General features: G+C 73.0%; 19 protein-coding genes. 8 read left to right on the forward strand and 11 right to left on the reverse strand.

Annotation, left to right across the window (positions count from 1 at the left end):
* Nucleotides 1-23 precede the first annotated feature (23 nt).
* Entirely contained in the window at nucleotides 24-347 is a 324-nt protein-coding gene (locus ACFYR0_RS26270; protein ID WP_389332835.1) for a hypothetical protein, read from the reverse strand.
* Nucleotides 348-426: 79 nt separating this feature from the next.
* Nucleotides 427-729: a WXG100 family type VII secretion target gene (locus ACFYR0_RS26275; protein ID WP_386380551.1), complete on the reverse strand. Its 303-nt coding sequence runs from the start codon at nucleotides 727-729 to the stop codon at nucleotides 427-429.
* Between the two features lie 320 nt (nucleotides 730-1,049).
* Here ACFYR0_RS26275 and ACFYR0_RS26280 point away from each other — a divergent pair, with 320 nt between their 5' ends.
* On the forward strand, nucleotides 1,050-5,600 hold the full coding sequence (locus tag ACFYR0_RS26280; protein WP_389332838.1) for an FtsK/SpoIIIE domain-containing protein: 4,551 nt from the start codon (nucleotides 1,050-1,052) through the stop codon (nucleotides 5,598-5,600).
* Nucleotides 5,601-5,720: 120 nt separating this feature from the next.
* Nucleotides 5,721-6,221: a hypothetical protein gene (locus ACFYR0_RS26285; RefSeq protein WP_389332842.1), complete on the forward strand. Its 501-nt coding sequence runs from the start codon at nucleotides 5,721-5,723 to the stop codon at nucleotides 6,219-6,221.
* Here the strand turns inward: ACFYR0_RS26285 and ACFYR0_RS26290 are convergent.
* Both ACFYR0_RS26290 and ACFYR0_RS26295 read right to left on the reverse strand, forming a co-directional pair.
* Complete coding sequence (locus ACFYR0_RS26290) at nucleotides 6,214-8,181, reverse strand: protein kinase (RefSeq protein WP_389333057.1); 1,968 nt, start codon at nucleotides 8,179-8,181, stop codon at nucleotides 6,214-6,216. The genes ACFYR0_RS26285 and ACFYR0_RS26290 overlap by 8 nt on opposite strands.
* 55 nt (nucleotides 8,182-8,236) lie before the next feature.
* The gene (locus tag ACFYR0_RS26295; protein ID WP_389332845.1) at nucleotides 8,237-9,085 is read right to left on the reverse strand and encodes a menaquinone biosynthetic enzyme MqnA/MqnD family protein; all 849 of its coding nucleotides are present in this window, start codon (nucleotides 9,083-9,085) and stop codon (nucleotides 8,237-8,239) included.
* A gap of 336 nt (nucleotides 9,086-9,421) precedes the next feature.
* Between ACFYR0_RS26295 and ACFYR0_RS26300 the strand changes: the two genes are divergently transcribed.
* Complete coding sequence (locus tag ACFYR0_RS26300) at nucleotides 9,422-9,625, forward strand: cold-shock protein (RefSeq protein WP_003992177.1); 204 nt, start codon at nucleotides 9,422-9,424, stop codon at nucleotides 9,623-9,625.
* 154 nt (nucleotides 9,626-9,779) lie between these two features.
* Here ACFYR0_RS26300 and ACFYR0_RS26305 read toward each other — a convergent pair whose 3' ends face one another.
* Nucleotides 9,780-10,346 carry a helix-turn-helix domain-containing protein gene (locus ACFYR0_RS26305; RefSeq protein ID WP_389332848.1) on the reverse strand — a complete coding sequence of 189 codons (567 nt, stop codon included), beginning with the start codon at nucleotides 10,344-10,346 and terminating at the stop codon, nucleotides 9,780-9,782.
* Nucleotides 10,347-10,416: 70 nt separating this feature from the next.
* Between ACFYR0_RS26305 and ACFYR0_RS26310 the strand changes: the two genes are divergently transcribed.
* The 3 genes from ACFYR0_RS26310 to ACFYR0_RS26320 are packed head-to-tail and all read left to right on the forward strand — an operon-like array spanning nucleotide 10,417 to nucleotide 12,136.
* Nucleotides 10,417-11,121, forward strand: coding sequence for an AzlC family ABC transporter permease (locus ACFYR0_RS26310; protein WP_389332851.1), 705 nt, complete (start codon nucleotides 10,417-10,419; stop codon nucleotides 11,119-11,121).
* Nucleotides 11,122-11,135: 14 nt separating this feature from the next.
* Nucleotides 11,136-11,432: an AzlD domain-containing protein gene (locus tag ACFYR0_RS26315; protein ID WP_389333059.1), complete on the forward strand. Its 297-nt coding sequence runs from the start codon at nucleotides 11,136-11,138 to the stop codon at nucleotides 11,430-11,432.
* A 56-nt stretch (nucleotides 11,433-11,488) separates the two neighbouring features.
* Nucleotides 11,489-12,136, forward strand: coding sequence for a class I SAM-dependent methyltransferase (locus ACFYR0_RS26320; RefSeq protein WP_389332854.1), 648 nt, complete (start codon nucleotides 11,489-11,491; stop codon nucleotides 12,134-12,136).
* A gap of 58 nt (nucleotides 12,137-12,194) precedes the next feature.
* Here ACFYR0_RS26320 and kstD read toward each other — a convergent pair whose 3' ends face one another.
* Both kstD and ACFYR0_RS26330 read right to left on the reverse strand, forming a co-directional pair.
* Nucleotides 12,195-13,955, reverse strand: coding sequence for a 3-oxosteroid 1-dehydrogenase (gene kstD / locus ACFYR0_RS26325; RefSeq protein ID WP_389332857.1), 1,761 nt, complete (start codon nucleotides 13,953-13,955; stop codon nucleotides 12,195-12,197).
* A 173-nt stretch (nucleotides 13,956-14,128) separates the two neighbouring features.
* Nucleotides 14,129-14,680 (reverse strand): DUF6817 domain-containing protein, encoded by a 552-nt coding sequence (locus ACFYR0_RS26330; protein WP_389332860.1) that lies wholly within the window; start codon nucleotides 14,678-14,680, stop codon nucleotides 14,129-14,131.
* 197 nt (nucleotides 14,681-14,877) lie between these two features.
* Between ACFYR0_RS26330 and ACFYR0_RS26335 the strand changes: the two genes are divergently transcribed.
* On the forward strand, nucleotides 14,878-15,813 hold the full coding sequence (locus ACFYR0_RS26335) for a LysR family transcriptional regulator (protein WP_389332863.1): 936 nt from the start codon (nucleotides 14,878-14,880) through the stop codon (nucleotides 15,811-15,813).
* Nucleotides 15,814-16,187: 374 nt separating this feature from the next.
* On the opposite strand, the gene ACFYR0_RS26340 is transcribed toward ACFYR0_RS26335, so the two are convergent.
* Nucleotides 16,188-18,134 carry an AMP-dependent synthetase/ligase gene (locus tag ACFYR0_RS26340; protein ID WP_389332866.1) on the reverse strand — a complete coding sequence of 649 codons (1,947 nt, stop codon included), beginning with the start codon at nucleotides 18,132-18,134 and terminating at the stop codon, nucleotides 16,188-16,190.
* 332 nt (nucleotides 18,135-18,466) lie between these two features.
* Between ACFYR0_RS26340 and ACFYR0_RS26345 the strand changes: the two genes are divergently transcribed.
* Nucleotides 18,467-19,300 carry a MaoC family dehydratase gene (locus ACFYR0_RS26345; RefSeq protein WP_389332869.1) on the forward strand — a complete coding sequence of 278 codons (834 nt, stop codon included), beginning with the start codon at nucleotides 18,467-18,469 and terminating at the stop codon, nucleotides 19,298-19,300.
* A 41-nt stretch (nucleotides 19,301-19,341) separates the two neighbouring features.
* Here ACFYR0_RS26345 and ACFYR0_RS26350 read toward each other — a convergent pair whose 3' ends face one another.
* The 3 genes from ACFYR0_RS26350 to ACFYR0_RS26360 all read right to left on the reverse strand — a co-directional run bounded on the left by ACFYR0_RS26350 (nucleotide 19,342) and on the right by ACFYR0_RS26360 (nucleotide 20,908).
* Nucleotides 19,342-19,983, reverse strand: a complete 642-nt coding sequence (locus ACFYR0_RS26350; protein ID WP_389332872.1) for a TetR/AcrR family transcriptional regulator — start codon at nucleotides 19,981-19,983, stop codon at nucleotides 19,342-19,344.
* A gap of 14 nt (nucleotides 19,984-19,997) precedes the next feature.
* Complete coding sequence (locus ACFYR0_RS26355) at nucleotides 19,998-20,297, reverse strand: DUF4229 domain-containing protein (RefSeq protein WP_389332875.1); 300 nt, start codon at nucleotides 20,295-20,297, stop codon at nucleotides 19,998-20,000.
* An 86-nt stretch (nucleotides 20,298-20,383) separates the two neighbouring features.
* Nucleotides 20,384-20,908, reverse strand: a complete 525-nt coding sequence (locus ACFYR0_RS26360) for a GNAT family N-acetyltransferase (RefSeq protein WP_389332878.1) — start codon at nucleotides 20,906-20,908, stop codon at nucleotides 20,384-20,386.
* Nucleotides 20,909-21,330: the final 422 nt, after the last annotated feature.

A 21,330-nucleotide genomic window follows, 5' to 3' on the forward strand; every position in this document is an offset into this window, starting at 1 on the left:
CCACTCATCCGCCCGGGGGCGCGTCACTTCGCTCCGCCCTTGCGCCCGGGCTTCTTCCTGTCGGTGCCTCGCAAGGCCTCGGCCAGCGCGTGATCGAGGTCGTCGTAGGTCTTCGCGGCGGTCGTGAGGATCCCGGAGAGCTTCTTCAACTCGTCCGTCAGCCGCTTCCGATGAACCTTCCAGTTGTCACCGAAGTCGTCGAAGACATCGACCAGGCCCTGGTCGCCCAGGGTGGAAACCCCAAGCCCGTCGGCAGGGTTGGCGTTCTTGTCGAACTCCCGGTGGATCCTGGCGGCATAATCGGCGCTGTCCTTGATGCGTTCGAGATCCGCGGTCTGGTCGGACATCTCTCCCCCACTGCGACTGAGCCTGACGATGGGGCGAACGAGAAGCCCGCCCCATCGTCACGCGGTGCCCGGCCGCGGTCTACTTGCTCCGAGCCGCCTTAGCCAGCTCCTCATCGATCGACTCGAACTTGTCGGCGGCCGTGGTGAGGTAGTCGCCCATGCCGTCGAGGCCGTCGAGCGTGTCCTTCGTGCCGCGGACGAACTCGTCGAAGTTCTCGTCGAAGGCCTTGGAGGAGGACTTGGTGACGTAGCCGGACTGGACCAGGTTGTTGATGTACTTGCGCAGGCCCTCCAGCTTCTCCTGGAGCCGCTCCTTCTCCTTCACGACATGCTTGGCCGCGTCGCGCATGTCCTGGTATGTGATGTCAAGGTCCTTGGCCATGAAGCCGCTCCCTCTTCGCAACGCCGCAGGGCCAACCCCCGTGGCTCCCTGTTTGCGGACGTGTCGGTCTCGGCGCCTGGCCCGAGGGCCGGGTGGGGACCGGTCTTGTCGTCCGCCTTGAGGCAGCAGCTTACGGGTGGGGCTTGTGGTGTCACATCCCGACCATGTGAACAAGACGCGCGGGCGCGTGTGCGAGATGTGCGGCCCACCGGGCCTGCGGGCGAAGGGCGTTGCCATCGGGAAGGACGCCCGGTCCCCCGCTGCTCCCCTGTCACGGGGAGCGGCTATCGTCACGAGGACTCGCACTGGGGAGGACAAGCGTGCGCCTGACTCTGACCGTCGTCGACCCGTTCGGCGGGGGCTCCGCCGACGTCGTGCTCGACGCCGATCCCGAGTCCACCGTGGGGGACATCGCCCAGGAGCTGGCCAAGCAGGTCGGTGACATCGGGGCGCGGGTCATTCCCATCGGGCAGCAGACCCGGGCCGGCGGCGCGCCGCTCGTGTACGTCGACGGGTACGCCGTCGACCCGGCCGCCACCGTCGTCGGATCGCCCCTGCGCGACGGCGCGGTCGTGAGCCTCCAGGACCCCGCCGGGTGCCTGCCGGGCGAGCCGACCGGGCTGGTCGAACTCCGCGTGGCCGGCGGGCCGGCCGCCGGGTTCGTGCACCGGCTCGGCGTCGGGCGCTACGACATCGGCAGCGGACCCGCCTCGTACATCCGGCTCGACGACCCCGAGGTCGAGGCCCGCGCGCTCACCCTCTCCGTCGCCACCGACGGCACCTGCACCCTCGCCGTCCACGTCGAGGACAAGGAGACCGTCACGCTCGACGGCGAGCCGGTGGAGGACGGCTCCTGGCCGCTCGACGCGCAGGTCGCCGTCGGCAACACCCTTCTGCAGCTGACCCGTTACTCCCCGCCCGACGCCGCCCTGAAGTGGTCCGAGGACGGCGTCGGGCTCGACTACAACCGGCCGCCCCGGCTGCGCCCGGCCGACCGGCAGACCACCTTCCGGCTGCCCAGCTCACCGCGCGACTACGAGGCCCGGCCGCTGCCCTGGCTGATGGCGCTCACTCCGCTGGTCGGCGCGGTCGTGGCGGTGCTGATCTTCCAGCGCTACTACTACCTGATCATGGCGGCCCTCAGCCCGATCCTGCTGTTCGCCAACTACTTCAACGACAAGAAGCACGGCCGCAAGTCGCACGCCAAGCAGGTCAAGGAGTACAAGGAGCAGAAGGAGCGGATCGAGGCCGACGCCCAGGAGGCCCTGCGCACCGAGCGCGACGACCGCCGCAAGGCCGTGCCCGACCCGGCCACCGTGCTGTCCATGGGCACCGGCCCGCGCACCCGGCTGTGGGAGCGGAGGCGTACCGACGCCGACCATCTGCTCCTGCGGGTCGGCACCGGGAAGCTGCCCTCCGAGGTCGTCCTCGACGACCCCGAGCAGGACGACCACCGCCGCCAGGTCACCTGGGACATCGAGAACGCGCCCGTCGCCCTGAACCTGCGCACCCTGGGCGTCCTCGGCATGGCCGGCCCGGGTGACAGCGCACGCGCCCTGGGACGCTGGGCCGTCGCCCAGACCGCCGCACTGCACAGCCCCATGGACGTCCAGTTCTGCGTGCTGAGCGACAACTCCGCACGCGACAGCTGGGACTGGCTGCGCTGGCTGCCGCACGCCCGGCCCGCCTCGGGCATGGACGTGAACATTGTCATCGGCACGGACGCCGAGACCGTCGGCGCCCGCATCGGCGAACTGACGCAGGTCCTCGACGCCCGCAAGAAGGCCGCCGAGCAGAACCGCGGCCAGAACGCCACCTTCACCGACCCGGACATCGTCGTCGTCTGGGACGGATCACGTCGGCTGCGCTCGCTGCCCGGTGTCGTACGGCTGCTGCGCGAGGGCCCTTCGGTGTCGATGTTCGCGATCTGTCTGGACGCCGAGGAACGCTTCCTGCCCGGCGAGTGCCAAGCGTACGTCGTCGCCGAGCCGCAGGCCGAGGAGGAACGGCCCGCCGCGGACACCCCGCAGCCCGCCGCCGGAGGCTTCCCCTCCTTCCAGGCCTGGCACACCGCCGGCTCCCCGGAGCCGGGCCGCGCCGACGACCGCCCGCTCCGGATCCGGCTGCGGGTGGAGGAGGCCGGCGCCCAGCGGATCAAGGACGTACGGCCCGACTTCGTCTCGCCCGCCTGGTGTCTGCGGCTGGCCCGCTCGCTGGCGCCCCTGCGGGACATCAGCGGCGAGACCGAGGACTCGGCGCTGCCCGGCTCCTCCCGGCTGCTCGACGTCCTCCAGCTCGAACCGCCGACCGGCGACGCGATCGTGGCCCGCTGGCGGATGGGCGGGCAGTCGACGATGGCCGTGATCGGGGAGTCGTACGACGGCGCCTTCGGCATCGACATCCGCAAGGACGGTCCGCACGGACTCATCGCCGGTACGACCGGCTCCGGCAAGTCCGAGCTGCTCCAGACCATCGTGGCGGCCCTGGCCGTGGCGAACACGCCCGAGAACATGACGTTCGTGCTCGTCGACTACAAGGGCGGCGCGGCGTTCAAGGACTGTGTCCACCTCCCCCACACCGTCGGCATGGTCACCGACCTCGACGCCCATCTCGTGGAACGGGCCCTGGAGTCGCTCGGCGCCGAGCTGCACCGGCGCGAGCACATCCTCGCCGCCGCCGACGCCAAGGACATCGAGGACTACCAGGACCTGGTGCGCCGCGACCCCTCGCACAGGCCGGTCCCCCGACTCCTCATCGTCATCGACGAGTTCGCCTCGATGGTCCGTGATCTGCCCGACTTCGTCACGGGACTCGTCAACATCGCCCAGCGTGGCCGGTCCCTCGGTATCCATCTGCTGCTCGCCACCCAGCGTCCCTCCGGTGTCGTCTCCCCCGAGATCCGCGCCAACACCAACCTCCGTATCGCGCTGCGCGTGACCGACGGCGGCGAGTCCTCCGACGTCATCGACTCGCCCGAGGCCGGCCACATCTCCAAGAACACGCCCGGCCGCGCCTACGCCCGCCTCGGCCACGCGTCCCTGGTGCCCTTCCAGTCCGGACGCGTCGGCGGCCGCAGGCCCGGTGCCGCCGACCCGGCCGCGCTCGCGCCCTGGGTGGGCGCGCTGTCCTGGGAGGACCTCGGCCGCGCGGCGCTCGCCAAGCCGAAGTCCGAGGCCCGCGAGGACGACGAGATCACCGACCTGAAGGTGCTGGTCGACACCGTCCGCGAGGCCAACCGCACCCTCGGCATCCCCGCCCAGCACAGCCCCTGGCTGCCCGCGCTGGACGAGACGCTGCTGCTGGACGACATCCGGGTCCCGGCCTTCACCGGCGCCGCGGGCACGCTGCCGCCCGCGCCGTACGGCATCGAGGACCTGCCCGCGCAGCAGTCCCGCCGCCCGGTCGTGGTCGACTTCTCCGGCTTCGGCCATCTGATGATCGGCGGCGCCCCGCGCAGCGGCCGCTCCCAGGTGCTGCGCACCATCGCGGGCTCGCTGGCCCGTACGCACTCCGTCGCCGACGTCCATCTGTACGGCATCGACTGCGGCAACGGCGCCCTCAACGCCCTGACCCGGCTGCCGCACTGCGGCGCGGTGGTCAGCCGCAACCAGACCGAGCGCGTGATCCGGCTGGTCAACCGCCTCAAGGGCGAACTCTCGCGCCGCCAGGACCTGTTGGCGGACAAGGGCTTCGCGGACATCGGCGAGCAGCGGGCCGCCGTGGCCGAGGACGAGCGGCTGCCGCACATCGTGGTCCTGCTGGACCGCTGGGAGGGCTGGGTGCCCACGCTCGGCGAGGTGGACCACGGCTCGCTCACCGACGAGCTCCAGACGATCATGCGGGAGGGCGCCAGCGTCGGCGTCCACCTGGTGCTGACCGGTGACCGCACGCTGCTGGTCGGCCGGATCGCCACCCTCACCGAGGACAAGTACGGTCTGCGGCTCGCCGACCGCGCCGACTTCTCCGCGCTCGGCATCCCGGCCCGCAAGGTCCCCGAGGAGATCCCGCCGGGCCGCGGCTTCCGCAACGAGTCCGGTACGGAGACGCAGTTCGCGCTGCTCTCCGAGGACACCACCGGCCAGGGCCAGGCCGCCGCGCTCACCGCGATCGGCGAGGCGGCGGCGGCCCGGGACGCCGAAGTGCCGCGCTCCCGGCGGCCGTTCCGGGTGGACAGCCTGCCCAGCCGGATCTCCTTCGCCGACGCCTGGGAGATGCGCGACCCGGAGTCCTCACGTGCCAGGCTGTGGGCGCTGGCCGGTATCGGCGGCGACGAGATCGAGGGCCTCGGCCCCGACCTGTCCGACGGCGTCCCGGCGTTCGTCGTGGCGGGCCCCGCCAAGTCGGGCCGCTCCACGGTCCTGATGAACATCGCCCAGTCGTATCTGAAGCAGGGTGTACGGCTGGTCGTCGCGGCTCCCCGCCAGTCGCCGTTGCGCCGACTGGAGGGCACGGAAGGCGTGCTGAAGGTCTTCACGGGCGACGACATCGACGAGGACGAGTTCGAGGAGCTGATCGACGAGGCCGGGCCGTCGACGGACGAGCCGGTCGCCGTCCTGATCGACGACGCGGAGATCCTGGAGGACGCCGACGCGGCGAGCCAGTTCAAGAAGATCGTGTCCCGGGGCGCCGAGCGCGGCCTCGCCCTCGTCATCGCCGGTGACGAGGAGGACGTCTGCAGCGGCTTCTCCGGCTGGCAGGTCGACGCCAAGAAGGCACGGCGCGGCATCCTCCTCTCCCCCCAGGAGTCCTCCAGCGGCGATCTCATCGGCCTGCGCCTGTCCCGCAGCCTGGTCGGCGGCCAGATCGCCCCGGGCAAGGGCATGCTGCACCTCGGCGACGGGGAGCTGCGCACGGTCGTGGTGCCGGGGTAGGGGCGCGGCGATGGCCAGGGCTCGGCACGGCCGAAGCGCAGAAGGGCGGCACCCGCGAGCCTGCGCTACGACAACCGGCGGGGGCGGCTGCCCGGGGCGAAGGACGGGGACGGGTACCGGGTGCTCGGCTGCCTGGGCGTCCTCCTCGGCTTCCTGGCGCTCGTCGGGCCGGTGGCCGTCGGCACGACGGTCTGGGGCGAGAGGATCTGGGGTGAGACGGCGGCCGCCTGGCCCGGCGGCGGCTACGGACCGGCCGCCACGGTCGGCGCCGTGGTCCCGTTCGCCCTGGCGGCCTTCATCGCTCCGCTCACACGGATGAACTGGGGCGCGAGCAAGGTCCGTTCGCTCGCCTGGGCCGCCGCCGCCCTGCCCGGGCTGCTCGCCTGCCAGGCGCTCGGCACGGTGATCTCCGGCGTCATACGGCCCAAGCGCCGACGGGACCGGGACGCGGAGTGCTACGGCGAGGGCGGCCCCTGCTGGGTGCGTGTGCACTACCCGTGGGTCTGGCTGGTCGGCCTGCTCGTCACGCTCGCCGTGACCGCGCTCGCGGTCACGGCGCTCGTACGCTTCGGCCCCCGCCCCGGGGAACGGCCCGTCGCCGAGCCGGAGTCCGCTACCTGACCCTGGACATCCGCGCCTCGGGATTGCCCGACTCGGCGCTGTCCGACTGCCAGGTGAGGTCGTCACCGGTGGGGACGAGGCGGACGGTGGTGCGGGCCGGGTTGCAGCCGTCGTGGTTGCCCTTCGCGCCGACGGAGACGGCCACGAGCTGCTTCTCCGTCGCCTGCTTCAGGGTCAGTACGTCGGTGCAGGTGCGGCCCGCGAGGTCCGTCTGGACCAGTCGGCCGAGCTCCTCGCCCACGGCGGCCTGACGGACGGTGATCCGGAACTTCCCGATGGGCAGGACGCCGTCCAGGGCGGTGCCCTGGCCCTCCCAGGTCCCGAGGTAGCGCTTGGGCACACCGCCCGCCGCGGGTGCGGACGCCGACGCGCTGGGGGCCGAGGAGTAGGCGTCCTTGGCGCTGCCGTCCGCGGAGTCCCGGCGGTCGCCGGGCAGCAGGTCGAACACGAACACCGACCCGACCGTCACCGCTGCCAGCGCGCCCGCCACCGCGAGGACCAGGGAGCAGCTCAGCCGCCGCCCGCGCCCGTCCGTGCCCGGTGCCGCGTCGGCGGCCACGCTGACGGAGAACCGGCCGGGGCGGCCGACGGCCGGTGCCCCGGTCCCGGGCCGTCCGTCCGTGGGCCATTCGTCCGTCGGCCGTCCGTCCGTGGGCTGCCCGTCGGCCACCGGCTGCCCGGAAGGCATCACCGGCGGCGGCCCGAACGCCCCGGCCGCCCCCTGCGAAGGCGCCCCGGACCCGGTGCCGGAACCGTACGAAGGCGCCCCGGACCCGGTGCCGGAGCCCTGCGGGGGCATCCCGAATCCCATGCCGGAACCGGCCGAAGGGGTCCCGAACCCGCCGCCGCCCGTGCCGGAACCGGCCGAAGGCGTCCCAAGTCCAGTGCCGGAACCGGCCGAGGGCGCCCCGAACCCGCCGCCGCCCGTGCCGCCCGGCGCGGTCGTCCCCGGCCCCGCGTCGACCGCACCGCCCGTCGGGGCCACCCCCAGCCGCACATCCCCCGACGCGCCCTGCGAGGGCACCCCGAAGCCCACCGGTCCGGACGGCGGGGTGTCCGGCTCGCCCGCGTCCAGGTTCAGCAGCTTCACGGCGCTGCGGCTGACCCGTTCCACCAGGGCCCCCGGCAGCCAGCCGCCGGAGACCAGTCGGGCCGCGCCCTCGGGGGCCAGACGGCGGGCCACGTCGCCGGGGGCCGGCCGCGCGCCCGGCTCCTTGGCCAGGCAGTCGGCGACCAGCTCACGCAACCCGCCCTCCAGGCCGCCCAGTTCCGGCTCCTCGTGGACGACCTTGTAGAGCAGGGCGGCGGAGGAGTCGCCGGGGAAGGGCGGTTCGCCGGTCGCGGCGTAGGCGAGGACCGCGCCGAGGGAGAAGACGTCGGCGGCGCCGGTGACGCCCTTGCCGAGGATCTGCTCGGGCGACATGTAGCCGGGCGAGCCGACGGAGACGCCGGTCGACGTCAGGGACGCCGTGCCGTCGGTGGCGCGGGCGATGCCGAAGTCGATCAGGAGCGGCCCGTCGAGGGTGAGCAGCACGTTGGAGGGCTTCACGTCGCGGTGGACCAGGTCCAGGCCGTGCACCACGGTCAGCGCCTCGGCGAGCCCCGCCCCCAGCGCCCGTACGGTGGGCTCGGGCAGCGGGCCGCCGCCCGCGACCGCCGCGGTCAGGGACGGCCCGGCGGCGTACGCGGTGGCCACCCACGGCACCGGGGCGTCGGGGTCGGCCTCCAGCACCGGCGCGGTCCACGCGCCGCCGACCCGCCGGGCCGCCGTCACCTCGCGGCGGAAGCGGGCCCGGAACTCCTCGTCCAGCGCGAAGTGCGGATGCACCACCTTCACGGCGACCGTACGGCCGCCCGCGCTGCGTCCCAGATAGACCCGGCCCATGCCGCCGGAGCCCAGCCGGCCGAGCAGCCGGTAGGGCCCCACGGCCGTGGGCTCGTCCATGCCGAGCGGCTGGATGGCGTCCACTCGTCCTCCCCCGTACGCCTGACTGGTCAGCAGCGTAGTGCCGCGCTCAGGGCTGGAGGAGGTCCACCTTCACGTCCGCGGGGAAGCCGGTCGTCGGGCCGACCCTGCGGGCGAACTCGGTGACGGCCGCGAGCTGGTGCTCGCCGAAGCGGAAGTCGAGGGTGGTGAAGTACCGTTCCAGCACCTGTTCGTCGAAGGCTTCCCAGCGGGCGGCCTGTTCGGCGACCTTGGCGACCTCTTCGAGGGAGAGGTTGCGGGAGGCGAGGAAGGCCTCGTGGACCTGTCGGGTGATGACGGGTTCGCGCTCCAGGTAGTCGCGGCGGGCCGCCCAGACGGCGAAGACGAAGGGCAGGCCGGTCCACTCCTTCCACAGCGCGCCGAGGTCGTGGACCGTCAGGCCGTAGCGGGGGCCGTCGAGGAGGTTGGCGCGCAGGGCGGCGTCGCCGATCAGGACGGCCGCGTCGGCCTCCTGCATCATCAGGCTGAGGTCGGGCGGGCAGGTGTAGTAGTCGGGCGTGACGCCGTAGCGCTCGGCCAGCAGGAGCTGGGCGAGGCGGACCGAGGTGCGCGAGGTGGAGCCGAGGGCGACCCGGGCGCCGTCCAGGCGCTCCAGCGGTACCTGGGAGACGATCACGCAGGACATGACCGGGCCGTCGCAGCCGACCGCGATGTCGGGGAAGGCGACCAGGTCGTCGGCGTTGCGGAGGAACTCGACGAGGGTGATCGGACCGATGTCGAGGTCGCCGCGGACCAGCCGCTCGCTGAGCTTCTCGGGGGTGTCCTTGGTCAGCTCGAAGTCGAGGAGCGTGCCGGTTCTCGCGAGCCCCCAGTACAGGGGCAGGCAGTTCAGGAACTGGATGTGGCCGACACGCGGCCGGGTGCGAGAATTGTCCACATCGTGAGGCTAGACCCTGTCGGTGCGTGACCCGCGTCCGGCCCCCGCGGGCCACGTCGAAGCCACCTCGGCGCCACCTTCCGCGCCGCCCCGGCGTCAGCGGCGCGACAAACCCGTCAAACGTCCGGGTGACGTGATCTTGCCCTCTATTGCTTTCGGCTGCCCGCGTGCTAGGCTCGCCGCAAGTTGCAGTTTGGTTTCCCTTGCAGTACAGAGCCTGCGGAGCATGTGACCGCGGGCTCTCGTCGTTTTCAGACATATGCAGTTGTGCAGAATCTCGTCTTCACGGTTGCTGGTTCTGGAGCAGGGCAACCCTTTTGAGCCCAAGGAGGGCTTATGGCTACCGGAACCGTGAAGTGGTTCAACGCCGAAAAGGGCTTTGGCTTCATCGCCCAGGAAGGCGGCGGCCCCGACGTCTTCGTCCACTACTCCGCGATCAACGCGAGCGGCTTCCGCTCGCTCGAGGAGAACCAGCAGGTGTCCTTCGACGTCACGCAGGGCCCGAAGGGCCCGCAGGCGGAGAACGTCACCCCGGTCTGATCGTCCGGAACCTTCCGATCCGGCTGACCGGATCGGTTCGATCCGACTTCTGATCGAAACCGAGTGCAGCACCCAAGGAGCCCCGTAGCCGTTCACGGCAGCGGGGCTCCTGCCTTTGCGATCACCAACCCGTGGTGAATTCTTCGCGAATACCTCAGACGTGCTGCATGACCAGTACGAAGCGACTGCCGGGTTCCAGTGCCTCGTAAGCGTGCGGCACATCTCCGCGATAGGACATGTAGTCGCCGGGACCCAGTTCCGCGCTCTCTCCGTGCGGACCGGCTTTGACTTTCCCCGTACTGACGACGAGGTGCTCCACCGTTCCCGGAATGTGCGGTTCCGAATCCCGTACGGTGCCCGGTTCCAACAGGATGTCGTAGATGTCCCTGCGTACCCCGGGCGGGCTCGCGGACAGCAGGGTCGCGACGTAGTCGGCCTGATCGGAGCGGACGGCGGGGCCCTGCCCCGAGCGGATCACCCGGACGGACGGCACCGGCGGCTCCACCAGCGCGCTGAACGGCACGCCGAGCGCCACCGCCAGCGCCCAGATGGTCTCCATGCTCGGATTGCCGCTCGCCGCCTCCAACTGGGACAGCGTGGACTTGGCGATCCCGGCGCGCTTGGCCAGTTCCGACAGGGAGAGCCCGACGCGGGTGCGCTCGCGCCGCAGTGCGGCGGCGATCCAGTCGAGGGGGAGGCGGGGCGGCACGGAACCCGTCATCGTCGTTCGCTCCATCGGTACGGTGCGTTCGCCTTGACGAACACTGGGGTTGCTGTTCATTGTAGAAGACATGCGTTCGGCACAGCGAACACCACGCTTCGGTTCCGTCGACCCCGGTCTCCTGCGGGATGTCGCCCTCGTCTGTCTCGCGGGCGGGATCGTCGGTGTCTCCTTCGGCGCGATCGCCGTCGCGGGCGGCCTGCCGGTGTGGGTGCCGGTGGTGATGTCCCTGGTGGTCTACGCGGGATCGGCCCAGTTCAGCGCGGTCGGCGTGCTCCTCGCCGGGGGCGGCCCCATCGCCGCGGCGGCCACCGGACTGCTCCTCAACACCCGTACGGCCGCCTTCGGTCTCGCCGTCGCCCCGGTGATCGGACCCGGGCGGCTCGCCCGGCTGGCCGGCGCGCACCTGGTCACCGACGAGACGGTCGCCTTCGCCCTCGCCCAGCAGGACCCGGCCCGCCGCCGCGCCGCCTTCTGGCTCAGCGGCATCGCCCTGTTCGCCGTCTGGAACGCCGGCGTCGCCGTCGGCGCCCTGGCCGGAAGCGCCCTCGGCGACACCGCCCGCTACGGTCTCGACGCCGCCTTCCCCGCCGTCCTCGTCGCCCTGGTGCTGCCGGCCCTGCGAGGGGACGCGGGGCTGCGCCGGGCCGCGCTGCCGGGCGCCGCCCTGGCCCTCGCGGCGACGCCGTTCGTCCCCGCCGGGGTCCCGGTACTGCTCGCCCTCGCGGGCCTGGCGCTGTACGGCGGCCCGCACGCGAAGGGGCGTACGGCGTGAACGCCACCGTCGGCATGATCGTCGCGCTGGCCCTGGGCACCTACGCCTTCCGGCTGGTGGGCCCCGCCCTGCACGGCCGGGTGGAGATCCCGCCCCGCGTGCGCGAACTGCTGGCCGCCGGTGCCGTGGTGCTGCTGACCGCGCTGCTCGCCACCGGGGCGCTGACCGAGGCCGCCGGTCCCGCGGGCTGGGCCCGGCCCGCCGGGGTCCTGGTGGCCGGGGTGCTGGCCTGGCGCCGGGCGCCCTTCGCGGTCGTGGTGCTGGGCGCGGCGGCGGTGACCGCCGTGCTGCGGGCGGCCGGCGTGGCGTAGCGGGCGGTGCCCGGAGCGCGGCCGGCTGTCAGTGGGGGCCGCTAGGGTCCGCCGCCATGACCGACTCCGACTTCCTCACCGCCACCCGCGTCTTCTACGACGCCATCGCCGAGGACTACGCCGACCGCTTCCTCGGCAAGGACGCCGCCCACCCACTGGACCGCGCCCTGCTCGCGGCCTACGCCGAGCTGGTGACCGGCCCCGGGCAGGTGGCCGATCTCGGCTGCGGGCCCGGCCGGCTGACCGCGCACCTCGCCGGACTGGGCCTGGACGTCTACGGGCTGGACCTGTCGGCGTCCATGCTGGCGGTGGCCCGCCGCGAGAACCCCGGCCTGCGCTTCGAGCAGGGCTCGATGCTGGACCTGGACGTGCCCGAGGGGCGGCTCGCCGGGATCGTCAGCTGGTACTCCTCCATCCACACCCCTGCGGAGCGGCTGCCCGCCCTGTTCGCCGGGTTCCGCCGCGCCCTCGCCCCCGGCGCCCCGCTGCTGATGGCCTTCCAGGCCGGTGAGGTCCCGCGCCGTCTGGAGCGGCCGTTCGGGCACCCGGTGACCCTCGACTTCCTGCGCAGGCGGCCCGAGGCGATGGCCGCGCTGCTGGCGGAGGCGGGGTTCACCCCGCTCTCGCGGACGCTGCGGGAGCGGGACGAGTCGCTGGGCGAGTCCACCCCGCAGGCCTTCCTGATCGCCGTCAGGTCCGACTGACCCGTTCCCAGGACTAGTTGACTCCTAGAAGGTGTGGGCTCCTAGGGGGTGAGGGCTCCTACGGCGTGTCGGCGATGTCCCGCGCGGCGACGTAGCCGAAGGTCATCGCCGGGCCGATCGTCGAGCCCGCGCCCGCGTACGAGCGCCCCATGACGGCCGCGCTCGCGTTCCCGGCCGCGTACAGCCCCGGGATCGCCGAGCCGTCGGGGCGCAGCACGCGGGCGCGGGCGTCCGTCACCAGCCCGCCCTTGGTGCCCAGGTCCCCGGGCACGATCCGGAAGGCGTAGTAGGGCGGCAGCCACAGCGGCGCGAGACAGGAGTTCGGCAGTACGGCGGGGTCGGTGTAGTAGTGGTCGTAGGCGCTGTCGCCGCGGCGGAAGTCGGTGTCCCGGCCCTGCCGCGCGAGGGAGTTGAAGCGGTTCACCGTCGCCCGCAGCGCGGCGCCCGGCACCCCGGTCGCCGCGGCCAGCGCGTCCAGGGTCCAGGCCTTGTGCGCGGCGCCGGAGGCGTACCAGTCGGCGGGGAGCGGCAGGGTCGGGGCGACGTCCTTGAACAGGTACCGGTTGCGGTAGTGCTGGTCGGTGATCAGCCAGGCCGGGATGGCCGGGTGGGCCGGGTCGCGGTCGTACATGGTGTGCACCACGTCGCCGTAGGGCGCGGCCTCGTTGACGAAACGGGCGCCCGAGGCGTCGACCATGAGGGAGCCCGGCAGGGTCCGTTCGGCGAGGCAGAAGTACGGGTCGCCCGGTACGTCGACGGCGGGGCCCCACCAGGCCTCGTCCATCAACGCCAGTGCGCCGCCCGCGTGCTGACCGGCGCGGATGCCGTCGCCGGTGTTCTCCTTCGCCCCGGCCGTCCACTCGGTGCCGATCGGCTGGCGCTGGTACGCGGCCCGCATGGCGGCGTTGTGCTCGAAGCCGCCCGAGCCGACGATCACTCCCCGCCGGGCGCGATAGAGGCCCGTGGCGCCCTCGCGGGTGACCACGGCTCCCCGGACGGCGCCCTGCTCGACGAACAGTTCCGTCAGCGCGGTCCCGTACAGGAGCGGCACGCCGGCCGAGGCGAGCCCCGCGCGCAGGCCGGCCGCCAGCGACTGGCCCATGGTGAGCGGCTTCTGGCCGAGCAGCGCGGCCTTCGTCCCGCGGGCCAGGCACTCCGCCGCGACGGCCGCGCCCTTCACGCTCACCGCCGCCAGCGCGAGCCACTTGTAGTCGGCGCTGAAGACCACCGTCCCGGCCGGGGTGGCCAGGTACGGCGGGTTCAGACGAGCGAGTTCGGCGCCGAGGACGTTGCCGTCGAGCTGGTCGGGCTCGATCGAACGGCCGCCGGGCAGACCGCCGGGCAGCTCCGGGTAGTAGTCGCTGTAGCCCTCCATCCAGCGGAACCGCAGCGGGCTGCGGGCCATGACCAGGGACAGCATGGCCGGACCGTGGGCCAGGAACGCCTCCTGCCGGTCGGCGGCGGCCTCCGGGCCCACGACCGCCGCGAGGTAGGCGGCCGCCTTCGCGGGGCTGTCAGGGACACCGGCCGCGCGCAGCACCGGGTTGTCCGGGATCCAGATGCCCGCCCCGGACCGGGCCGTCGAGCCGCCGAAGGTCGCCGCCTTCTCCAGCACCACGCAGCTGAGCCCGTGCGCGGCTGCCGTGAGCGCGGCCGTCATCCCGGCGGCGCCGGACCCGATGACGACGACGTCGTACGTCCCGAGGAGCGGGAGGTCCGCCGCGTTCGCGCCCTGGGAGACGCCCGCCGCGACGGCGAGCGAGGCCCCGGCGCCGAGGGCGAGGACACGTCTGCGTGAGGGCCGTTGTTCCACGGGCATACCGCCTCCGCCAGGTGAGAAACGGGGAGAAGCGGTCGGACTGTCGCGCGGGGGTCTTGTGAAGTCAATAGCGGCTCGGGGGCGGGCGCGGAAACCCCGCCGGACACGCGGGCGGAGTGGGGCCGGCCGCGGTGCCGTGCGGGGCGGTTCGTGGGGCGTGACGGATGCGCGGGTCAGAGTCGTCCGGTCGTGCTCCGGTCGTCGAGTACGGCGACGCAGTCCTTCCAGGCCGCCTCGCTCAGCAGTGGCCTCAACCGGCCGAACAGGTCGAGCAGTTCGGTGCCCCACAGTGCGCGGAAGCCCTCGTCGCGGCCGGCGAGGTCGAGCTCGTTGGCGGCGGTCAGCTCGGCGAAGTCGCGGCGCAGGCGCGGGGTGGGGACGACGGGGCGGCCGGTGAAGCGGTCGTGCAGGGGCGCGCCGGGGTCGGCCAGGACCGCGTAGGTGGCCTGCCGGTCGCAGCTGCCGTACGTGTAGACGATCTCCTCGGCCTCCGGGCCGATCAGGGCGGCGAGTTCGGCGCGGCGGTCCAGCGGGAGGAGGGTGGTGGGGAAGCCGTCGGTGCCGTAACAGGCGTGGCAGAGACCGGCCAGCTGGAGGGCGGGGCGGGCGTCCCAGGCGGCGAGGCGGCGGCGGACCCGGTCGAGGTGGGCGAGCAGGGTGCCGCCGGGGTGGGCGATGGCTTCGGCGCCCGACCGGCGGAGGAATTCCAGGACCTGGCTCGGCATGAGGGGAGTCCCTTCACTGTGGGGCCCCGGCTGGGTCGGCACCCGCCCCCCGGATCCTCGCGCTGGTCCGGACCTCGGCGGGACGGGGAGCGGGTTGCCGCCCTGGGCCCATGGAGATCGTCGCGCAGCGGGCGAAGCCCAGTCAATCCTAAGGATTCCTCCCCAACTCCAAGTAGAGGCTTGGGTATTGTCGCCACATGACCCTCGACGACCTTCGCGTGTTCGTGGCGGTGTGCCGGGCCGGCAGCCTCAGTGCGGTGGCCCGGGAGCTCGGCTGTACGCAGTCGGCGGTGAGCCAGCATGTGAAGCGGCTGGAGCGGGAGACGGGCGTGAGCCTGCTGGAGCGGCTGCCGCGCGGGGTGGCGCCGACGGGGGCGGGGCGGATGCTGGAGGCGGCCGCGGCGGAGGGCATCGCCGGGCTGGATCTGGCGGTGCGGCGGCTGCGGGACCTCGCGGACGGGGAGAGCGGTTCGGTACGGGTGGCGACGGGGGCGACGACCGTGCGGCACTTCATGGCGGACGCGATCGTCGCCTTCCGGCGGCTGCATCCGAAGGTCAACCTGGAGTTCCGTACGGAGAGTTCGAGCCGTGCCTGCTACACGGCGCTGGCCGACAGTGCGCTGGATCTGGCCTGGATCACGCTCGGGGCGCCCGTGCGGGGGATCGAGCAGCGGGTGGTGGCGGAGCTGCCGTGGGTGCTGGCCGTACGGCCCGAGGACCCGCTGGCGGGGCGGGAGCGGCTGGGCGTCCGGGAGCTCGCCGCGCTGCCCGAGCCGCGGCTGATCCGGCTGCCGCCGAACTCTGCGTCGGCGGCTCATCTTGACGCGGCCTGCGCGGAGTTGGGGGTGCGGTTCGCCTTCGACACGGGGGTGGCCGACTGGGACACCGCGTTGCTGCTGGCGGAGCTGGGGCTCGGGCGGGCGCTGGTGCCGGGGCGGCCGGGGCTGCCGGCGTCGGGGGCGGCCGGGGGTGGGCGTCTGCGGCTGTTGCCGCTGCCTGAGATACGTCCGCTGCGGGTGGGGTGGGCGGTGCGGCGGTGGGAGGCGTTGACGCCTGCGGCCCGGGCGTTCGCGGACGTCGTCGCCACGGCCCGCGCGGCGGCCCCCGTCCCCCCGCCCTCCCCTCACGCGTAGCCGCCCCGCGACAGCCTTCGCGCGGTTCCCCGCGCCCCCTAACCTGCGGCGCCACCGTGGCTGATCGCGCAGTTCCCCCGCCCCTGAGAAGGGCGCGCACCCCTGACGCACCTCAGGCAGCAACCCCCTCAGGGGCGCGGGGAACTGCGCGAGCGACCACAACGCACCCGCGGTCCGAAACAAACAGCAACCTGCCCAACCGGCCGCGCAGTTCGCCACGCCTTCAAAAGCAGACGCCAACCCCCCAAGGGGCGCGGGGAACTGCGCGAGCGACCACCACGCACCCGCAGCCCGAAACGAACAGCAACCTGCCCAACTGTCGCGCAGTTCCCCGCGCCCCCAAGAAGGGCGTGCACGGCTGGCCGCACCACCGCTCAAGGGCGGTACAGGGACTCCACCGTGGAGGCGAAGTCGTTCAGGATCGACTGGCGGCGGAGTTTCATGGAGGGGGTCAGATGGCCGGTCGACTCGGTGAAGTCGGTGGGGAGGACGGTGAAGCGGCGGATCGACTCGGGGCGGGAGACCAGCCGGTTCGCGTCGTCGACGGCCCGCTGCAGGACCTGCAGCAACTCGGCTTCGTCCACCAGGAGTTCCGCAGGAACCGTGTGCTTGCCGCGCATACGGCGCCAGTGCCCGACCCCCTCCATGTCGAGGGTGATGAGCGCGGCGACGAAGGGGCGGCCCTCGCCGACGAGGAGGCACTGGGAGATCAGCGGATGGGAGCGCAGCCAGTTCTCCAGCGGAGCCGGGGCGACGTTCTTGCCGCCCGCGGTGATGATGATCTCCTTCTTGCGGCCGGTGATGACGAGGTAGCCCTCGTCGTCGAGGCGGCCGAGGTCACCGGTCGGGAACCACCCGTCCGGCGTCGCCGGGACCACTCCCCCGGCGGCCGGGTCCCAGTAGCCGCGGAAGACCTGGTTGCCGGAGAGCAGGATCTCGCCGTCGGCGGCGATCCGCACCCGCGTGCCGGGCAGCGGCCAGCCGACCGTACCGAGGCGGGGCCGCAGCGGCGGGGTCACCGTGGCCGCGCCGGTCGTCTCGGTCAGGCCGTAGCCCTCGTACACGGTGATCCCCGCGCCCGCGTAGAACGCGGCGAGGTCACGGCCCAGCGGTGAGCCCCCGCAGATGACGTGCCGGAGCCGGCCGCCGAGCGCGCCGCGCACCCGGCGGTAGACCAGCGGGTCGTACAGCGCACGGGCCGCCTTCAGGGCCGTGCCCGGACCGGAGCCGCCGTGCCGGGCGGCCTCCAGCGCCTCGCCGTAGCGGCGCGCCGTACCCGCCGCGCGGGCGAACGCGGCACCCCTGCCGGAGCGTTCGGCGTTGGCGCGGGCGTTGTTGAAGACCTTCTCCAGCATGTACGGGATGGCCAGCAGGAAGGTCGGCTTGAACGCTGCCAGGTCGGCCAGCAGATCCTCGGCCTTGAGGCTGGGCGCGTGGCCGAGCCGGACCCGGGCGCGCACGCACGCCACGGCCACCATCCGCCCGAACACGTGCGACAGCGGCAGGAACAGCAGCGTGGCGGGCTCACCGCCGATCTTCTCCCTGAAGACCGGGTAGAGCAGTTCGACGGCGTTGTCGACCTCGGCGAGGAAGTTGCCGTGGGTGAGGGCGCAGCCCTTGGGGCGGCCGGTGGTGCCGGAGGTGTAGACGAGCGTGGCGAGGGTGTCCGGGCCCAGCACCCCGCGCCGTACGGCGACCTCCTGGTCCTGGACCTGTGCGCCGAGCTCCGCCAGCCGGTCCACGTGGCCCTTGTCGATGGTCCACAGATGCCGCAGGTCGGGCAGTTGTCCGAGTTCGGGGCCGAGCGCGGCGGCCTGTCCCGCGTCCTCGGTGATCAGCGCGACGGCGCCGGAGTCCTGGAGGATCCAGCGGGTCTGGAAGGCGGAGGAGGTCGGGTAGACGGGCACGGTCACCAGTCCGGCGGCCCACGCGGCGAAGTCCAGCAGCGTCCACTCGTAGCGGGTGCGGGCCATCACGGCGAGCCGGTCGCCGGGCGCGAGCCCCTCGGCGATCAGCCCCTTGGCCACGGCCAGCACCTCCGCGGCGAACTCGGCCGCGCCGACGTCCCGCCAACTCCCGTCCGCCATACGGCGGCTGAGGACCGCCAGGTCCGGGTCGGCGGACGCGTTCTCGAAGGGCAGGTCGGCGAGCGAGCCGTGCGACACGGGCGGCACGAGCGGCGGTACGGCCGCCTCGCGCACCTCGCCGTCCAGCCTGCGCAGCTCGGGCTCCACCAGCACCGGGCCGCCGTCCGGGTCGTACTCCAGGGTCGACTCGACGGACGGTTCGGGCATGGACGGGGACGAGTACGAGATCGGCATGTCGGCTCCTGAGACCTGTAGCTGCGTCCGGGGTCTGGCTGCAAGGAAGTACGCGGGGCCCGTGCCGCGGCGTTCACGGTCCGGTGCCGGCGGGCACGGCGACGCACGGGATCACCGGCGGTCAGGTGCGTGATCGTACGGGCCCCTCATGGGGGCTTCGTGCGGGTTCCGGGGTGGTCCGGAGACGGTCCGGAGCCGGGCCTGTGCAGCTCTCACCCCTTGCGGTTCCTGGATTTACCTACGGTAACCTTACTTCTGAGTAAGAAGATAGAGCCGTGCCGCGCATCACCGGATCGCCGCACCGGCCCGCCGAACGCGCTGGGAGCCGCCCCATGCCCGAGGTCACCCTCACCGGCCCGCCCGCCCTCGCCCCGCTGCTGGCCCGCGGCGCGCTGCGCTCGGCGTTCAAGCGGCCCGGCGCCGACGCGGTGTTCCCGCGCGACCGGCTCGTCCTGCCCGGGGTGCGGGTCGATCCGGCTCGCCTCGCCCGCTACGAGCGGGTGTGCGGCTTCCCCACCGGGGAGGACTCACTGCCCGTCACCTATCCGCATGTGCTGGCCTTTCCGCTGGCCATGCGGCTGATGAGCGACCGGGACTTCCCGCTGCCGCTGCTCGGCCTGGTGCACACCTCGATCGTCGTCATCCGGCACCGGGCGCTGCCGGCCGCCGCGGAGTACGAGCTCGCCGTCCGTGTCGACGGGCTCAGCCCGCACCGGCGGGGCACCGAGGCGACCGTGGTGACCGAGGCGCGGCTCGGCGGGACGCTCGTCTGGGAGTCGAGCAGCACGTATCTGGCCCGGCACGGCACCGGCTACGGGGCCGCCCCGGAGCGGACCGTCCCCGAGCCGCTGCCGGTGCGGGCCGAGTGGCAGCTCGGCGCGGACGTGGGGCGGCACTACGCCTCGGTCTCCGGCGACCGCAACCCGCTGCATCTGCACGCCCTCGCCGCCCGCCTCTTCGGCTTCCGCCGTACCGTGGCGCACGGCATGTGGACGGCGGCGCGCTGCCTCGCCGCGTACGGCGTGCCTCAACGGGCGCTGGTGGAGGTGGAGTTCCGCGCGCCGGTACTGCTGCCGGGCGTCGTGGAGTACGGGGCCCGGGACGGGCGGTTCGAGCTGCGCGGCGGGGAGCGGGTGCATCTGACCGGGCGGCTGCGGGGGTGGTGAGCGCCTCCACCCGGTCGCCGGTCGCCTGCCGCCCGCCGCGGTCAGGTGCGGGCCGACCAGCCCTGGTCCGACATCAGGTTGCCCAGGCCGGCCCACGCGAAGTTCATCAGCGTCACCGCGGTCTGCCGGGCGGTCACACCCTCGGTGGCGTTCGCCCAGGTCGCCAGGGACTCGGCGGACCCGACCAGGGCCTCGCCGAGACCGGCCACCTCGTGGTCGGCGAGGTCGGGGTCCTGATGGGCCTCGCGCGCCGCGACCGCGATCAGCCGGGTGACGAACGTGACCATCTCCGCGCGCAGCTCCGCCACCTCGCCCGCGAAGCGCTCGCCGCGCGTACGGGCCTGGAGGTGCAGCACGGACCAGGCGTCGGGGTTGCGCGAGGTGTGCGTGAAGAAGGCCAGCAGGCCGTCCCAGAGGCGCTGGTCGACGGGCCGGGCCGGGTCGACGGCGTCCCGGACCGCCTGGATGAGGGCGGCGGCCTCACGGCGGATGACGGCGGTGAAGAGGTCGTCCTTGGAGTTCAGATAGAGGTACACCAACGGCTTGGAGACACCCGCGAGTTCCGCGATGTCGTCCATCGACGCGGCCGTGTAGCCCCGCTGGCCGAAGATCCGTACCGCGGCGTCCAGCATCTGCTGCTCACGGACTGCACGCGGCATCCGCTTGGTCTTCACAGCTCCCATGGGAGCAAGGGTAGTTACGAAGTCTGCTGGGTACGGGCCGCCTCGTCGACCACGGCGTCCTCTTGGCCGGCTTCGGCCTCGAACCTGGCCTTCATCCGCTCGACCTTGGGCACGATCCTCATCGACGCCCGGTCCCGCTCGCCGCGCAGCACGACGAAGCTGATGGGCGCGGAGATCACGAGGGCGAGCAGCACGACCCACATGCCGTTCGAGTCGCCGAGGCCGCGCGGGACGATGCCGGAGTAGACGAGGCCCCAGACGACCACGAGGCAGCCCACGAAGATCCCGAGGCGCATCAGTGTGTAGCGGAGCATCTCGATTCCACTCTTCCGGTTCTTACGGTTCTTACAGGACGGCAGTCCAGTGAACCACGCCGGATCGCCGATCTTGCAGGGGGGCCTCAGGCCAGCGGGAGCAGCATGATCACGTCGTCCCGGTCGTCGCCGGGGGCCACGCGGATGGCGTCCGGGACGCGGCCGACCTCCTTGTAGCCGCAGGAGGCGTAGAAGCGTTCCAGACCGAGGCCGCCGCGGCAGGTGAGGCGGACGGCCTCGACGCCGTCCATCGTGCGGACGGCGTTCTCGGCGGCGGCGAGCAGGTCGCGGCCGTGGCCGCGGCCCTGGTGGCGGGGGTGCACCATGACGGTGTACAGCCACACCCAGTGCTTCATCAGGGGGTGGCTGTTGTACGTCACGAAGGCGGTGGCGGCGACCCTGCCGTCCTCGTCGTGGCCGACCAGGAGACGGCTGGTGCCGTCGGCCATCGCGGTGAGGTGCCTGAGCAGGGCGGGGCGGATGTCCTCCGGGGTCACCGGGGGTACGAAGCCGACGGCTCCGCCGGAGTTGGAGACGTCTGCCCAGAGTGCGAGGAGGCCGTCTCGGAGGCGGGGAGTGATGGCGGGGTCGAGGGTAAAGGTAAGTGCCACGAAGGTAGCGTAGCTATTACGCCGAGTTCCGGACCGTGCCTCTCAGATGCTGGACGGGCCGATCGCACTCCCCTCGCGCAGTTCCCCGCGCCCCTGAATGCCGGGCACAGCAGGCCGGGGCGCACAGGGACGTGCGGGTCCGTGCGGGGCTGGTCGCGCAGTTCCCCGCGCCCCTAGAAGAAGGGCGATACGCCCCTGAGGCGCTTCAAGGGCACGCCCTAAGGGGCGCGGGGAACTGCACGGGCGGCCACAACGCACCCGCGGCCGGAACCAAGCAGCAACGTGACCAACTGGTCGCCCCTGAGGCGCTTCAAGGGCACGCCCTAAGGGGCGCGGGGAACTGCACGGGCGGCCACGACGCACCCGCGGCCGGAATCCAAGCAGCAACGTGACCAACTGGTCGCGCAGTTCCCCGCGCCCCT

Source organism: Streptomyces sp. NPDC005017, assembly GCF_042873115.1.
GTDB lineage: Bacteria > Actinomycetota > Actinomycetes > Streptomycetales > Streptomycetaceae > Streptomyces.

Coding starts and splice junctions, on each gene's coding strand:
- ACFYR0_RS26270 (WP_389332835.1), bottom strand. CDS start 347: ATGTCCGACCAGACCGCGGATCTCGAACGCATCAAGGACAGCGCCGAT.
- ACFYR0_RS26275 (WP_386380551.1), bottom strand. CDS start 729: ATGGCCAAGGACCTTGACATCACATACCAGGACATGCGCGACGCGGCC.
- ACFYR0_RS26300 (WP_003992177.1), top strand. CDS start 9,422: ATGGCTACCGGAACCGTGAAGTGGTTCAACGCCGAAAAGGGCTTTGGC.
- ACFYR0_RS26305 (WP_389332848.1), bottom strand. CDS start 10,346: ATGACGGGTTCCGTGCCGCCCCGCCTCCCCCTCGACTGGATCGCCGCC.
- ACFYR0_RS26310 (WP_389332851.1), top strand. CDS start 10,417: ATGCGTTCGGCACAGCGAACACCACGCTTCGGTTCCGTCGACCCCGGT.
- ACFYR0_RS26315 (WP_389333059.1), top strand. CDS start 11,136: ATGATCGTCGCGCTGGCCCTGGGCACCTACGCCTTCCGGCTGGTGGGC.
- ACFYR0_RS26320 (WP_389332854.1), top strand. CDS start 11,489: ATGACCGACTCCGACTTCCTCACCGCCACCCGCGTCTTCTACGACGCC.
- kstD (WP_389332857.1), bottom strand. CDS start 13,955: ATGCCCGTGGAACAACGGCCCTCACGCAGACGTGTCCTCGCCCTCGGC.
- ACFYR0_RS26330 (WP_389332860.1), bottom strand. CDS start 14,680: ATGCCGAGCCAGGTCCTGGAATTCCTCCGCCGGTCGGGCGCCGAAGCC.
- ACFYR0_RS26335 (WP_389332863.1), top strand. CDS start 14,878: ATGACCCTCGACGACCTTCGCGTGTTCGTGGCGGTGTGCCGGGCCGGC.
- ACFYR0_RS26340 (WP_389332866.1), bottom strand. CDS start 18,134: ATGCCGATCTCGTACTCGTCCCCGTCCATGCCCGAACCGTCCGTCGAG.
- ACFYR0_RS26345 (WP_389332869.1), top strand. CDS start 18,467: ATGCCCGAGGTCACCCTCACCGGCCCGCCCGCCCTCGCCCCGCTGCTG.
- ACFYR0_RS26350 (WP_389332872.1), bottom strand. CDS start 19,983: ATGGGAGCTGTGAAGACCAAGCGGATGCCGCGTGCAGTCCGTGAGCAG.
- ACFYR0_RS26355 (WP_389332875.1), bottom strand. CDS start 20,297: ATGCTCCGCTACACACTGATGCGCCTCGGGATCTTCGTGGGCTGCCTC.